At 73.9% G+C, this 14,433-nt stretch carries 9 protein-coding genes; 3 read left to right on the forward strand and 6 right to left on the reverse strand.

What is annotated here, in order from left to right:
• Nucleotide 1: 1 nt before the first annotated feature.
• The gene (locus ACI8AX_RS12590; RefSeq protein ID WP_456550161.1) at nucleotides 2-688 is read right to left on the reverse strand and encodes a LuxR C-terminal-related transcriptional regulator; all 687 of its coding nucleotides are present in this window, start codon (nucleotides 686-688) and stop codon (nucleotides 2-4) included.
• Nucleotides 685-2,229, reverse strand: coding sequence for a sensor histidine kinase (locus ACI8AX_RS12595; protein WP_456550162.1), 1,545 nt, complete (start codon nucleotides 2,227-2,229; stop codon nucleotides 685-687). The genes ACI8AX_RS12590 and ACI8AX_RS12595 overlap by 4 nt, the downstream gene beginning before the upstream one ends.
• A gap of 250 nt (nucleotides 2,230-2,479) precedes the next feature.
• Here ACI8AX_RS12595 and ACI8AX_RS12600 point away from each other — a divergent pair, with 250 nt between their 5' ends.
• Nucleotides 2,480-3,097: a TasA family protein gene (locus ACI8AX_RS12600; RefSeq protein ID WP_456550163.1), complete on the forward strand. Its 618-nt coding sequence runs from the start codon at nucleotides 2,480-2,482 to the stop codon at nucleotides 3,095-3,097.
• Between the two features lie 120 nt (nucleotides 3,098-3,217).
• On the forward strand, nucleotides 3,218-4,819 hold the full coding sequence (locus ACI8AX_RS12605; RefSeq protein ID WP_456550164.1) for a protein kinase domain-containing protein: 1,602 nt from the start codon (nucleotides 3,218-3,220) through the stop codon (nucleotides 4,817-4,819).
• A 9-nt stretch (nucleotides 4,820-4,828) separates the two neighbouring features.
• On the opposite strand, the gene ACI8AX_RS12610 is transcribed toward ACI8AX_RS12605, so the two are convergent.
• Genes ACI8AX_RS12610 through glgX form a run of 4 tightly spaced genes read right to left on the reverse strand, consistent with a single transcriptional unit; the run spans nucleotide 4,829 to nucleotide 11,834 of the window.
• Nucleotides 4,829-5,551 (reverse strand): dihydrofolate reductase family protein, encoded by a 723-nt coding sequence (locus ACI8AX_RS12610; RefSeq protein WP_456550165.1) that lies wholly within the window; start codon nucleotides 5,549-5,551, stop codon nucleotides 4,829-4,831.
• Between the two features lies 1 nt (nucleotide 5,552).
• The gene (treZ, locus tag ACI8AX_RS12615) at nucleotides 5,553-7,307 is read right to left on the reverse strand and encodes a malto-oligosyltrehalose trehalohydrolase (RefSeq protein WP_456550166.1); all 1,755 of its coding nucleotides are present in this window, start codon (nucleotides 7,305-7,307) and stop codon (nucleotides 5,553-5,555) included.
• A gap of 46 nt (nucleotides 7,308-7,353) precedes the next feature.
• Nucleotides 7,354-9,732 (reverse strand): malto-oligosyltrehalose synthase, encoded by a 2,379-nt coding sequence (treY, locus tag ACI8AX_RS12620; protein WP_456550167.1) that lies wholly within the window; start codon nucleotides 9,730-9,732, stop codon nucleotides 7,354-7,356.
• A complete protein-coding gene (glgX, locus tag ACI8AX_RS12625) occupies nucleotides 9,729-11,834 on the reverse strand; it encodes a glycogen debranching protein GlgX (protein WP_456550168.1) in 2,106 nt (701 codons plus the stop codon). The genes treY and glgX overlap by 4 nt, the downstream gene beginning before the upstream one ends.
• Nucleotides 11,835-12,302: 468 nt before the next feature.
• On the opposite strand from glgX, the gene uvrB reads away from it, so the two are divergent.
• The gene (gene uvrB / locus ACI8AX_RS12630) at nucleotides 12,303-14,423 is read left to right on the forward strand and encodes an excinuclease ABC subunit UvrB (protein WP_456550169.1); all 2,121 of its coding nucleotides are present in this window, start codon (nucleotides 12,303-12,305) and stop codon (nucleotides 14,421-14,423) included.
• Nucleotides 14,424-14,433: the final 10 nt, after the last annotated feature.

Consider the following 14,433-nt stretch of genomic DNA (forward strand, 5'->3'; position numbering starts at 1 on the left):
CTCAGCGGGCGGGCTCGGGCCCGTCCTGCAGCCAACCGGACTGCCGCGCGAGCGCCACGGCCTGCAGCTGCGAGGACACCTGCAGCTTGCTCAGCACGGCGCGGATCTGCGTCCGCACGGTCGCCTCGCTGACGAAGGCCGCCGCCGCGATGGCCGCGGCGGGCAGGCCGGCGGCCAGGTGCCGGAGCACCTCGTCCTCGCGCGGGCTCAGCGAGCGGAACGGCGCCAGGCGCGCCGACTCCTCGCTGCGCGCCCGTCGGGCGGCCGCGAGGAGGTCCTGCCTCCGGCCGCCGTCGAGGACGCCCTCGCCGGAACCGACGGCCTGCACCAGCGCGACGAGCTCGTCGAGCGCGGTGTCCTTGGCCACGACGGTGACCGCCCCGCGCTCGACGGCGGTGCCCCACGTGGCGTCACCGGTCTCCCCGGTGACGACGACGACCCGGCAGCCGGCCTCCGACAGGGGGGCGACCAGGTCGAGGCCGTCGATCGGTTCGCCGTCCTCGCCGGCGCCCAGCCGCAGGTCGAGGAGCACCGTCGCCGGTGCCGCTGCCCGGCAGGCGGCGATCACGGCCGCGGCGGACGTCGGGACGACCCGGGTCGCCGGGATCCCCGCGGCGGCCAGGCCCAGTTGCACCGCCTGGGCGAAGAGCGAGTGGTCGTCGACGAGCAGCGTGGCCTGCGGGCTCACGAGGCCGCCACCGACGGGGCGGGGCGGGGGGCCAGCGAGAGGTGGTCCTCGACCGGGATGCGCGGGCGCGGGAGGGCGGTCGGCACGACAGGCGGGACTGCGGGTGCCGGCCGCAGTGGCAGGGTCAGGACGAACCGGCAGCCCACGGCGGCGTCGACCGCCACCAGTTCGCCGCCGTGGCGCCGGGCCAGGTCACGGGAGATGGCCAGCCCCAGCCCCTCGCCGGGGCTCGATGTGCCCCGCTCGCCGGCCTCGAAGGCCGCGGCGCGCCGGCCGGCGCCCAAGCCCGGCCCGTCGTCGGCGACGATGACGCTGAGCGCGTCGCCCACCTCGACGGTCACCGTGCACAGCGCGCCGGGGGCGTGCACCAGTGCGTTGCCGAGCAGGTTGCCGACGACGACGGCGAGCGCGTCGCCGTCCACGGAGACCGGACCGGCGCCGGTCGGCTGCCAGCGCAGCCGCAGCCCACGCTCCCGGTGGCTGACCACGAGGGGACGCAGCAGCCCGTCGAGGTCGGTGCTGCGCACGCGCGAGGCCTGGTCGGGCAGCCGCAGCAGACGCTCGAGTCGCGCGAGCTCTGCGGCCACCGAGGACTCGAGGTCGGCCCGCAGCGCGGCCTGGGACGGAGCGGTGCAGCGCTGCACGGCGGCGCTCCCCGCGCGCACGCCGGCCACGGCGGCGCGCGCGTCGTGCAGGCAGGCGCGTGCCTGCTGAAGCTGCCGCTCATGACCGGCGAGCTGCTCCAGCAGGCCGGCCAGGTAGCGCTCCTGACCGCCGAGCGCGTCGGTGAGCCGTCGGGCGGCGGCCAGCGTGGCGGCGCCGGCGGCGGCCGCCGAACCCACGTCGCGGACGAGGGCGACCGTCGCGGCGACGCCAGGGACCAGGGTGGGGAGGGCAGCCAGCGCTGCGATCCCCGACAGGGACAGGGCGACCACCGCCAGGGCCTGGGCGGACCGCCGGTGCCCGGTGCTCAGCTGGTCGCTGCGCCAGGCCGCGACGGCGGTCGCTCCCCACAGCGCGGCGAGCGCCAAGCACGCCCCGGCCGCCGCCGGCCGGGCGATCCCGGGGACGGCGGCCCCCAGTGCGACCGCCGCCGCGGCGGTGAGGGCCACGGCCAGGAGGCCCGCCGTGACCGGTCGCCGCCGGGAGCCCGCGCCGGGAAAGGCCCGCAGGACGATGGCGGCGGCGGTCGACGCAACGGCCAGGTGAGCGGCCGCGGGCAGTGCCGGTCCGGCACCCTCGACGAGGGCCCCGGTGACCACGGCCGCGGGGCGGCTCAGGCCGACGAGCAACAGCCCGGCGCCGACGGAGCGCGTGGTGGCGTTGCCGGTGACCCGCCAGCGGAGGAGGTGGCCGCAGCCGGCGAGCAGGAAGCCGAGCGTGCCCAGGACGACCAGCACCTCGTGCCGCGCCTCCGCACGCCCGAGCGCGAGGAGGACGACGGCGGCGCCGAGCGCCGTCCCGGCCGCCGCGATCCGGACGGCGCCGAGTCGCCGGCAGGCGTCGCGCACCGCCGCCGTGGCGGTGTTCGTGCTGGTCATGGGCGGACCCCCCGTGGTCGGACGCCAGCAGACCACGGTGTGGTGGGTCCATCGGTGGAGTGCTCCCCCGGGGGCGAGGTGGCTGCGGCGCACGGGTCGCCTGTGACGAAGGAGGTCGGGTGGGACCACGATCGCCAGTTCTGACGATGTCCGGTGCGGTGGTCCGCCGCGAGGGTCGAGGTCGACAGCCGCGGCGCCGTGCCCGGTGACAGAGCCGTCGTCCGACGGGGACATCGTCAGGAGACCCACCGTGAAGAAGATCGCCATCGCCTCCGCCGCCATGGGCGGCGCCGCCCTGATCGCCTTCGGTGCGAGCGGCACCTTCGCCTCGTTCACCGACGAGGCCGTCACCACGGGCTCCGCCGGTGCTGGGACCCTGGTCATCACCGCGTCGGAGTCCATCCAGACGGATGCGCAGTCCGTCGAGCTCGCCCCTGGCGAGACGACCCGCCTCAGCTTCCCGGTGGAGAACGGCGGCTCCATCGACGGGAGCCTGTCCGCGGTCGGCTCGGTGGACGAGGCTCCCGACGGGTGTGAGTCCGCCTCCGAGCGGAATCTCCCGGGCGGCTGCGCGGGCGACGGTCAGTTCTCGACGACCGCGGATGTCGCGGTCTACCTGGTCGAGGTGGAGCGGGCAGCTGAGTGCGGCGCGGACACGTCGGTCGCGGGCCTGCAGAACCGCACAGCCGGCTGGAAGATGTCGCAGCTGAACGGGGCCGGCGTCCCGGACTACCCGCTGGCCGCCGGTGACGTCCTCTGCTACATCATCGACGTCAGCCTCGACGACGAGGTCGGCAACGTCGTCCAGGGCGACGAGGCGACCCTGAGCGTCGAGCTCACGCTGGAGCAGGGGCTGCCCGCCGTCTGATCGACCCACCCGTCGAGGGCGGTCCGGGATCTCCCGGGCCGCCCTCGCGGCGTTCCCGGGCGTCGGCGACCATGGAGTGTCGGGTCCGCCGCAGGGCGACCCGGGCAGAGGGAGAGGTGCGTGCAGCCGGGCCAGGGCAGGATCGCCGACCGCTACGAACTGCGGTCGCTGCTGGCGACCGGCGGCATGGGGCAGGTGTGGCGCGCCTCCGACACGTTGCTCGGCCGCGACGTCGCGCTCAAGGTGCTGCGCAGCGAGTTCACCGGCAACCCGGAGTTCCTGGCCCGCTTCCGGGCGGAGGCGCGGCACACCGCCGTCCTCAGCCACCCGAACATCGCCACGCTCTTCGACTACGGCGAGGTCCCCGTCGGCCCGGGCAGCCCCGAGCACCTGGCCTACCTCGTCATGGAGCTGGTCGACGGCGAGTCGCTGTCGCAGGTGCTCGCCCGAGAGGGTCGCCTCGACCCCGACCGCACCGCCGACGTGCTGCGGCAGACCGCCGCCGGGCTCGGGGCCGCCCACTCGCTCGGGGTGGTCCACCGGGACGTCAAGCCCGGCAACGTCCTCGTCGCGCGCGACGGCACGGTGAAGCTCACCGACTTCGGCATCGCCTCCTCGGCGGCCAGCGTCCCGCTCACCGGCACCGGGCAGATCATCGGCACCGCGCACTACATCTCCCCGGAGCAGGCGCAGGGCGCCCCGGCCTCGCCCGCCAGCGACGTCTACGCCCTCGGCCTGGTCGGCTACGAGATGCTCGCCGGGCGCCGCGCCTTCGACGGCGAGAACTCGGTGCAGGTCGTGATGCGGCACATCAACGAGCCGCCGCCTCCGCTGCCCGACGACGTCCCCGAGCCGCTGCGCGCGCTCGTCGGCCGGGCCCTCGCCAAGGACCCCGCCCAGCGGTTCCCCGACGGGGCGGCCTTCCGCGACGCCGTGGACGCCGCCCGCGCCGGCCGCCCGGTCGCGCCCCTGCCCGGCGCCTTCGCCGACGGCACCCCGACCGCCGTCATCCCGCCCCGCCCGGCCGGTGCCGCCCCGCCGGTCACCCGCGTGCTGCCCGTGGCCGCCCCCGCGGCTGCGACCTCGGGTCCGCCCTCCGGACCGTCGCAGCCCGCCCGGCCCGCCGCGCAGCCGCCGCGCCGGTCCCGCCGCGGACTGCTCGCGGGGATGGTCGTGCTCGCCGCCCTCTTCGCGGTCGGCGTCGTCCTCGCGCTCGCCCTCGGAGGCGGAGACGACCCGGGGACGGGGGAGGCGGGGACGACCACGAGCGCGCCCGCCGACGGCACGGCGACCAGTGCCGCGCCGGAGACCACGGTCGCCGAGCAGCCACCGACCGTCGGCGTCGCCGCCGGGGACTACGTCGGCCGGCCGGTCGGGCAGGTCCGGGCCGAGCTCACCGCGCTGGGCCTGCAGGTGCAGCTGCGCCCGGTCACCACCGCCGACGCCGCCGACGGCGAGGTGCTGGCGCTCGACCCGACGGGTGAACTGGAGCCCGGCACCGTGGTCACCGTGACCCACGCCGTCGCCCCGCCCCCACCCGCCGCCGAGGAGGGCGACGGCAACGGGGGGAACGGCAACGGCAACGGCGGCAACGGCAACGGGGGGAACGGGAACGGGAACGACGAGGAGGGCGGCGGCAACGGGGACGAGGGTGGCGGCAACGGCGACGAAGGCGGGGGCAACGGCAACGAGGGGAACCAGGGCAACGGCGGGGACGACTGACCCCGGCGGTCAGCCTCGCAGCGCGTAGCGGGTGAAGAGGACGCCGTCCTCCTCGAGCACCTGAACCAGCCGCGGCCGCACCGGCTCGTCCAGCGCGCCCGGCAGCAGCCGCGTCTCGCCGCCGACCAGCGCGGGGGCGATCGTCAGGTCCAGCTCGTCGACGACCCCGGCGGCCAGCGCCGCGGCGAACAGCGCCGGCCCGCCCTCGCACACGACCTGCTCGAGCCCGCGCCCGGCCAGCTCGTCCAGCGCCCGCGGCAGGTCGACGTCGTCGTCACCGCAGACCAGCACCGTCACCCCCGCCTCGGCCAGCGCCGCCCGCCGGTCCGGGTCCGCCGAGGAGCAGGTGACCAGGATCGTCGAGGCGTCGGCCAGCCGGTCTCCGGGCACCAGGGACGCCCGCCGGGAGACGACGGCGATCGGCGCGGTCGCCGGCCGGCCCAGCGCGGCCCGCAGCGAGCCGACCGCGGAGTCGGCGGCCACCGGCCGGTAGCCCTCCGCGGTCGCCGTCCCGGCGCCGACCAGCACCACGTCGGCCAGCGCCCGCAGCATCCGGAAGACCCGCTTGTCGCCCGGCGACCCCAGCCCGCCGCTGCGGCCCTCGATCGCGATCGCGCCGTCCAGGGAACCGACGAAGTTCACCCGCACCGACCGGCCGGCCAGCCGGTAGGCGTCGGCCAGCGCGGCGTCGTCCAGCTCGGCCGGGTCCGGCTCCGGCAGGAGGCGGCGCACCTCAGGCCGTGGTGACCACGGCCGCGCTCTCGGCGGGCAGCGTCACGGTCGGGCCGTCCAGCGTGGGCTCGTCCCCGGTGGAGAACAGCACCCGGGTGGCCGTGCGGTCCAGGTCGACCTCGCGTGCCTCGCCCGACAGGTTGGCCACGACCCGCAGGGCGCCACGGTGCACCACCAGCCAGCGGTCCTCGTCGTCCCAGCTCACCGCCACCGCCGACAGGTCGGGGTCGACCAGGTCCGGCTCGGCCTTGCGCAGCGCGAGCAGGGCCCGGTGGACGGCGAGCAGCCGGGCGTGCGGCTCTCGCTCGGGCTCGGACCAGTCGAGCTTGGACCGGGTGAACGTCTCCGGGTCCTGCGGGTCGGGGACGACGTCGGCGTCCCACCCGTGCTCGGCGAACTCGCCGATCCGGCCCTCCGCGGTGGCCCTGCCCAGCTCCGGCTCGGGGTGGCTGGTGAAGAACTGCCACGGCGTGCTCGCGCCCCACTCCTCGCCCATGAAGAGCATCGGCGTGAACGGGCCGGTCAGCACGATCGTCGCGCCGACGGCGAGCAGGCCGGGGGAGAGGGACGCCGAGATCCGGTCGCCGACCGCGCGGTTGCCGATCTGGTCGTGGTCCTGCAGGTAGCCGAGGAACTTCCAGCCCGGCAGCAGCGCCGTGTCGACCGGCCGGCCGTGGTGCCGCCGGCGGAAGCTCGACCACGCGCCGTCGTGGAAGTACGCGCCGGTCAGCGTCTTGGCCAGCCCGCCGAGCCCGGCCTCGGCGAAGTCGGCGTAGTAGCCCTGCCCCTCGCCGGTCAGCACCGAGTGCAGGGAGTGGTGGAAGTCGTCGCTCCACTGGGCGGTCAGCCCGAGGCCGCCGGCCACCCGCGGCGTCACCATCCGCGGGTCGTTGAGGTCGCTCTCGGCGATCAGCGTCAGCGGCCGGCCGACGGCGACCGACAGCTTGTCGACCTCCTGGGCCATCTCCTCGAGCACGTGCGTGGCGCGCTCGTCGACCAGCGCGTGGACGGCGTCCAGCCGCAGCCCGTCGACGTGCATGTCGCGCAGCCACATCAGCGCGTTGTCGATGATGTAGCGCCGCACCTCGTCGGAGTCCGGCCCCGACAGGTTGACCGAGTTGCCCCAGGTGTTCGCGCCGCCCTCGGAGAAGATCGGCATGAACAGCGGCAGGTAGTTCCCCGACGGCCCGAGGTGGTTGTAGACGACGTCCTGGACCACGCCCAGCCCGCGCTGGTGGCAGGCGTCGACGAACCGCTGGTAGGCGGCCGGACCGCCGTACTCCTCCTGCACCGTGTACCAGAGCACGCCGTCGTAGCCCCAGTTGTGCGTGCCGTTGAAGCCGTTGACCGGCAGCAGCTCCACGAAGTCCACGCCCAGCTCGACCAGGTGGTCGAGCCTGCCGACCGCGGCGTCGAGCGTGCCCTCGGGCGTGAACGTGCCGACGTGCATCTCGTAGACGACGCCGCCGGCCAGCGGGCGGCCGGTCCAGGCCTGGTCGGCCCACCCGTACGACGACGGGTCGTACCGCCGCGACGGCCCGTGCACGCCCTGCGGCTGCCGGCGCGAGCGCGGGTCGGGCCGCACGGTGTCGTCGTCGTCGAGCAGGAAGCCGTAGTCGGCCTCCGGCGCGGCCTCGACCTGGGCGCGCCACCAGCCGTCGTCGTCGCGCCGCATGTCGTGGACGGCGCCGTCGACCTGCAGGCGGACCCGCGACGGCACAGGAGCCCAGACGGCGAACTCGGCGGGCTCGGACATGCGGGCGCCTCCAGTGGCGGACTCGGTCTCGGAGTGGATCATGCTGTCAGTCACGGGTGAGCAGGGCGACCGGCAGCCGGGCCAGCACGGACCCGACGGGCAGGCCGCCGGCGTCGGAGACCAGCCGTTCCCCGGTGAGGACGTCGCGCCAGGCGCCGGTGGGCAGCTGCAGCGCGGTGTCGCCCCAGCCCGTGGCGGCCAGGCCGGCGGGCAGCCGGGTCGCCACGGTCACCACGCCACGGAGGACCTCGGTGCCCCCCGCCACTCGCTCGCTCGCGGCGGGACCCCGCACCGAGGCCACGGCTCCCCGGTCGAAGGCGAGCACGTGGCCGGCGGCGGGCCCGGTCGCGGTCACCGGCGTGTACCCGGCGAACAGGCCGGGGGAGTCGCGGCGCAGCCGCAGGACCCGGGAGACCACCAGCAGCTTGGCCGCCCCGGTGTCGTCGACCCCGGGCACCCAGCCCTCGTCGAGCCGCGCCAGCAGCCGGCGGCGCAGGTCGTAGTCGACCGGCCGCCGGTTGTCCGGGTCGACCAGCGAGTGGTCCCACAGCTCGGTGCCCTGGTAGACGTCCGGGACGCCGGGCATCGTCAGCTGCACCAGCTTCTGCGTCAGCGAGTTCGACCAGCCGAGCGGGGCGATGCGGGCCACGAACGCGTCGAGCTCCGAGCGCGTCCGCTCGTCGTCGAAGGCGGCGTCCACCATCGCGCGCAGCCGCGACTCGAACTCCTCGTCCTGGTCGGTCCAGGTGGTCGACTGCCCGGCCTCGCGCGCCGCCTTCTCGGCGAAGGCCTGCGCCCGCTCGCGCGACAGCGGCCAGGCGCCGACCAGGTTCTGCCAGACGAGGTGCGCCAGGGGCCGGTCGGGGAGGGGGTGGCGGTCGAGCAGGCCGCGCACCAGCCCGGCCCACTCACCGGGCAGCTCGGCCAGGACGGCGAGCCGGGCCCGGACGTCCTCGCTGCGCTTGGTGTCGTGCGTGGACAGCGTCGTCATCGCCTGCGCCTTGCGCGCCAGCCGCCGCGCCTGCGCCTCGTGGAACTCCTCGACGCCGGTGCCGAACCGCGCCGGGTCGCCGCCCACCTCGTTGAGCGCGGCGAACCGGGCCCAGCGGTAGTAGGCGCTGTCCTCGACGCCCTTGGCCATCACCGGGCCGCTGGTCTGCTCGAACCGGGTGGCCGCCTCGGTGCCCGCCGCGGCGAGCACCGGGTGCAGCTGGTCCAGCGCGGCGGTCAGGTCCGGCCGCCGCGCCCGGACGGCGGCGACCGTCGCGTCGAGGTGCTCGCGGCCGTCGGGCAGGTAGCTGCGGTAGACGTCGAAGGAGGCCAGCAGCTCGGCCAGCGCCTCCTTCTCGCTGGCCTCGTCGACGCCCGGGAGCTCGCCGATGACCCGCACCAGACGGGCCACCTCCGAGCCGAGGATGCCGTCGGTGACCTCGCGCTTGCAGTCGTGCACGAGCTGCCCGTAGTCGACCGGCCCGCCGGACAGCTCGGTGTCCAGCGCGGTCAGCTCCGCCTCGCCGGCCGGGTCGACCAGCACCTGGTCGACCTCGGACAGCGCGTCGTAGCCGGTCGTCCCGGCGCAGGCCCAGCTCTCCGGCAGGTCCTCGCCGGGTTCGAGGATCTTCTCCACGACCGTCCACCGGCCGCCCGAGGCGTCGGCGAGCCGGTCGAGGTAGCCCTTGGGGTCGGCCAGGCCGTCGGGGTGGTCGATCCGCAGCCCGTCCACGGCCCCCTCGCGGACCAGCTGGAGCACCAGCTCGTGGGTCGCGGCGAAGACCTCCGGGTCCTCCGCGCGCAGCCCGGCGAGGGTGTTGATCGCGAAGAAGCGGCGGTAGTTGAGGTCGGAGTCCGCGCGCCGCCAGTCGACGAGCTCGTAGTGCTGGCGGTCGTGCACCTCCTGCGGGGAGCCCTCGCCGGTGCCGGGCGCGATGGGGAAGCGGTTGTCGTAGTAGCGCAGCTCGCCGTCCACCACCTCCAGCTTCGCGACGTCGTCCGCGGACCCCAGGACGGGGATCCGCACCCGCCCGCCGAAGTCCCAGTCGATGTCGAACGCGGCGGCGTGCGTGCTGTCGCGGCCGTGCTGGAGCACGTCCCACCACCACGGCGCCTCGGTGGGGTCGGCGACGCCCATGTGGTTGGGCACCAGGTCGAGCACGAGCCCGAGGTCGTGCTCGTGCAGCGCCGCGACGAACCGGTCGAACGCCTCGCGGCCGCCGCGCGCCTCGTCGACGTGCGCGTGGTCGACCGTGTCGTAGCCGTGCGTGCTCCCCGCCGCTGACCGCAGCAGCGGCGAGGAGTACGCGTGGCTCACCCCCAGCGCCGCCAGGTGGTCGGCGACGGCGGCGGCGTCGTCCAGCGTGAAGTCGGCGTGCACCTGCAGCCGGTACGTCGCCGTCGGGACGGCGCGGCGGTCCTCCGTCGACGTCATGCGGCTGCCTGGAGGACGACGCTGGCCCGGGCCTGCACCGTCAGCTTCTCGCCGGCCTTGACCACGACCGGCTCGACCTGGTGCAGCTCGGCGGTGTCGACGACGACCGTCCAGCCCTCGGCGTACTCGTCCGTCGGCAGGGTGAACTCGATCGGCTCGTGGTGGGCGTTGAAGAGCAGGTAGAAGCAGTCGTCCACCACGTCCTCGCCGCGCTCGTCGGTCTCGCGGATGCCGTGGCCGTTGAGGTACATGGCCAGCGACTTGGCGAAGCCGACGTCCCAGTCCTCGTCGGACATGAGGTCACCGCCGGGCGTGAACCAGGCGACGTCCTGAACCGGGTCGCCCTCCTCGCGGCGCACCGGGCGGCCGTGGAAGAACCGGCGCCGGCGGAAGGTCGGGTGCTCGGTGCGCAGCCGGGTGACCAGCTTGGTGAACTCGAGCAGCCCCTCGTCGACGGACTCCCAGTCGATCCAGGTCAGCGGCGAGTCCTGGCAGTAGCCGTTGTTGTTGCCGTTCTGCGTGCGGCCCAGCTCGTCGCCGTGCAGCAGCATCGGCACGCCCTGGCTCAGCATCAGCGTCAGCAGGAAGTTGCGCTGCTGGCGGGCGCGCAGGGCGAGCACCTCGGGGTCGTCGGTCGGGCCCTCCACGCCGCAGTTCCAGCTGCGGTTGTGGCTCTCGCCGTCGTTGTTGCCCTCGCCGTTGGCCTCGTTGTGCTTCTCGTTGTAGGAGACGAGGTCGCGCATGGTGAAGCCGTCGTGCGCGGTGACGAAGTTGATGCTCGCCACCGGCCGGCGCCCGGAGTGCTTGTAGAGGTCGGCCGAGCCGGAGATGCGGCTGGCGAACTCGCCGATCGTCGCGTCCTCGCCGCGCCAGAAGTCGCGCACGGTGTCGCGGTACTTGCCGTTCCACTCGGTCCACAGGGCCGGGAAGTTGCCGACCTGGTAGCCGCCGTCGCCCACGTCCCACGGCTCGGCGATCAGCTTGACCTGGCTGACGACCGGGTCCTGGTGCACCAGGTCGAAGAACGCCGACAGCCGGTCGACCTCGTGGAACTGCCGGGCGAGGGTCGAGGCCAGGTCGAAGCGGAACCCGTCGACGTGCATCTCGGTCACCCAGTAGCGCAGCGAGTCCATGATCAGCTGCAGCGACTGCGGGACGCGGACGTTGAGCGAGTTCCCGGTGCCTGTCGTGTCCATGTAGTACTGCTCGTCGCCCTCGACCAGCCGGTAGTAGGTCCGGTTGTCGATGCCCTTGAACGACAGCGTCGGGCCGTTGTGGTTGCCCTCGGCGGTGTGGTTGTAGACGACGTCGAGGATGACCTCGATGCCGGCCTCGTGCAGGGCCCGGACCATGCCCTTGAACTCCTGCACCTGCTGGCCGTCGCTGTTCTGGGCGTACTCGTTGTGCGGCGCGAAGAAGCCGATCGTGTTGTAGCCCCAGTAGTTGCGCAGGCCCTTCTGCAGCAGGGTGTCGTCCTGCACGAACTGGTGCACCGGCATGAGCTCGATGGCGGTGACGCCCAGGTCCTGCAGGTGCTCGATCACCGCCGGGTGGGCGATGCCGGCGTACGTGCCGCGCAGCTCCTCGGGGACCCGCGGGTGGGTCATCGTCAGGCCCTTCACGTGGGCCTCGTAGATGACCGTCTTGTTGTAGGGGATCCGCGGCGGGCGGTCCACGCCCCAGTCGAAGTACGGGTTGACGACGACGGACTTCGGCATGTGCGGGGCGGAGTCGTCGTCGTTGCGCTCGCCGCTGCCGAAGCGGTAGCCGAAGCACGCCTCGTCCCAGTCGATCGAGCCGTCGATCGCCTTCGCGTAGGGGTCCAGCAGCAGCTTGTTCGGGTTGCAGCGGTGGCCGTTCTCGGGGTCGTACGGGCCGTACACGCGGAAGCCGTAGCGCTGCCCGGGCTGGATGCCGGGCAGGAAGGCGTGCCACACGTACCCGTCCATCTCGGGGAGACGGATGCGCTCCTCGTTGCCCGCCTCGTCGAACAGGCACAGCTCGATCTTCTCGGCGACCTCGCTGAAGATGGCGAAGTTGGTGCCGGTGCCGTCGTACGTGGCGCCCAACGGGTAGGCGCTACCGGGCCAGACCTGGGTCATGCGGGTCCTCCTGCGATGTGCCCCCGTCGTCTCCGGGGGCCGGTGGCCTCCCGCCGCGGCCGTCGGCGGGAGGTCGGTGCGTGCTGCTCCGGGCACCCGGGTGCCCCCGCGCGGGGCCCGGCACACCTGACCGAGGTGTCGGAACGGACACGTCACCGAGCGTCATCGTCGGGGGATCGTCGGGCGGACGTCGGGGGAGACGACGACGCCCCCCGCGGCCGGACCGCGGGGGGCGTCGTGCGCAGAAGGGGCGGTCCCGCCGGGGTCCGACCTCGCCCGGCGTCCCGGGTGGCGCTGGTCCCCGGCCGGGACCGCTCCTGCGCGCGGGACACTATCGGGCCGCGACGCCGCTGACGAGCACCCCGGACCCGATCGGTCAACCGAGGGGTCCCACCCGGCACGGACGTCGCTCGGACGCCGTCCTGTCACACCCGCCGTTCTGTCGCATCCCCGTCGTACCGTCGACGCGTGCGAGCGAAGACCGACCTGAAGCGGCCCACGCGGGGGCGGTTCCGCGTCGTCAGCGAGTTCGAGCCCTCGGGCGACCAGCCGGCCGCGATCAAGGCGCTCGCCGAGCGGGTGAACGGCGGCGAGGAGCACGTCGTCCTGCTCGGCGCGACCGGCACCGGCAAGTCGGCGACCACCGCCTGGCTGGTCGAGCAGGTCCAGCGCCCCACTCTGGTGATGGCGCCCAACAAGACCCTCGCCGCACAGCTGGCCAACGAGTTCCGCGAGCTGTTCCCCGACAACGCCGTCGAGTACTTCGTCAGCTACTACGACTACTACCAGCCCGAGGCCTACGTCCCGCAGACGGACACCTACATCGAGAAGGACTCCTCGATCAACGAGGAGGTCGAGCGGCTGCGTCACTCGGCCACCAACAGCCTGTTCACCCGGCGCGACGTGATCGTGGTGGCCACCGTCTCCTGCATCTACGGCCTGGGCACGCCGGAGGAGTACGTCGAGCGGGCGCTGAAGATCAAGGTGGGGGAGGAGCGCGACCGCGACGAGCTGCTGCGCACCCTGGTCACCGAGCAGTACACCCGCAACGACCTCTCCTTCACCCGCGGCACGTTCCGCGTCCGGGGCGACACCATCGAGGTGTTCCCGGTCTACGAGGAGCTCGCCGTCCGGATCGAGATGTTCGGCGACGAGGTCGAGCGGCTGTACTACCTGCACCCGCTGACCGGCGAGGTGGTGCGGGAGGTCGACGAGCTGTTCGTCTTCCCCGCCACCCACTACGCCGCCGGCCCGGAGCGGATGGAGCGGGCGATCGCCTCGATCGAGGCCGAGCTCGAGCAGCGGCTGGCCGAGCTGGAGCGGCAGGGCAAGCTGCTCGAGGCGCAGCGGCTGCGCATGCGCACCACCTACGACATCGAGATGATGCGCCAGGTCGGCTTCTGCTCCGGCATCGAGAACTACTCGCGGCACATCGACGGGCGCGCCCCCGGCTCGGCCGGTTCCTGCCTCCTCGACTACTTCCCCGACGACTTCCTGCTCGTCATCGACGAGTCGCACGTCACCGTGCCGCAGATCGGCGGCATGTACGAGGGCGACATGAGCCGCAAGCGCACGCTGGTGGAGCACGGCTTCCGGCTGCCCTCGGCGATGGACAACCGCCCGCTGAAGTGGGAGGAGTTCACCGACCGGATCGGGCAGGTGGTCTACCTGTCGGCGACCCCGGGCCCGTACGAGCTGGGCCGCACCGGCGGCGAGTTCGTCGAGCAGGTCATCCGCCCCACCGGCCTGGTCGACCCCGAGGTCGTCGTCAAGCCGACCAAGGGCCAGATCGACGACCTCGTGCACGAGATCCGGGTCCGGGTCGAGAAGGACGAGCGCACCCTCGTCACCACGCTGACCAAGAAGATGGCCGAGGACCTCACCGACTACCTGCTCGAGATGGGCATCAAGGTCCGGTACCTGCACTCCGAGGTCGACACGCTGCGCCGGGTCGAGCTGCTGCGCGAGCTGCGGCAGGGGGAGTACGACGTCCTGGTCGGCATCAACCTGCTGCGCGAGGGCCTCGACCTGCCCGAGGTCTCGCTGGTGGCGATCCTCGACGCCGACAAGGAGGGGTTCCTCCGGTCGGGCACCTCGCTGATCCAGACCATCGGCCGCGCGGCGCGCAACGTGTCCGGGCAGGTGCACATGTACGCCGACAAGATCACCCCGTCCATGGCGCAGGCCATCGAGGAGACCAACCGCCGGCGCGAGAAGCAGATCGCCTACAACACCGAGCACGGCATCGACCCGCAGCCGCTGCGCAAGAAGATCGTCGACATCCTCGACGGCATCTACCGCGAGGCCGAGGACGGCACGGCCGCCGAGCTGCTCGGCGGCTCGGGCCGGCAGCAGTCCCGCGGGAAGTCGCCGGTGCCCGGGCTGTCGTCGAAGGCCAAGGCCGGCAAGGCCGGCGCCATCGACGTGCAGGGGCTGCCGCGCAACGAGCTGGCCGACCTCATCACGCAGATGAACGACCAGATGCTCGCCGCCGCGCGGGAGCTGCAGTTCGAGGTCGCCGCCCGGCTGCGCGACGAACTGGCCGAGCTGAAGAAGGAGCTCCGCCAGCTCGACGCCGCCCACGCCTGACCGGAGGCCG

Source organism: Blastococcus sp. SYSU D00813, from assembly GCF_054050735.1.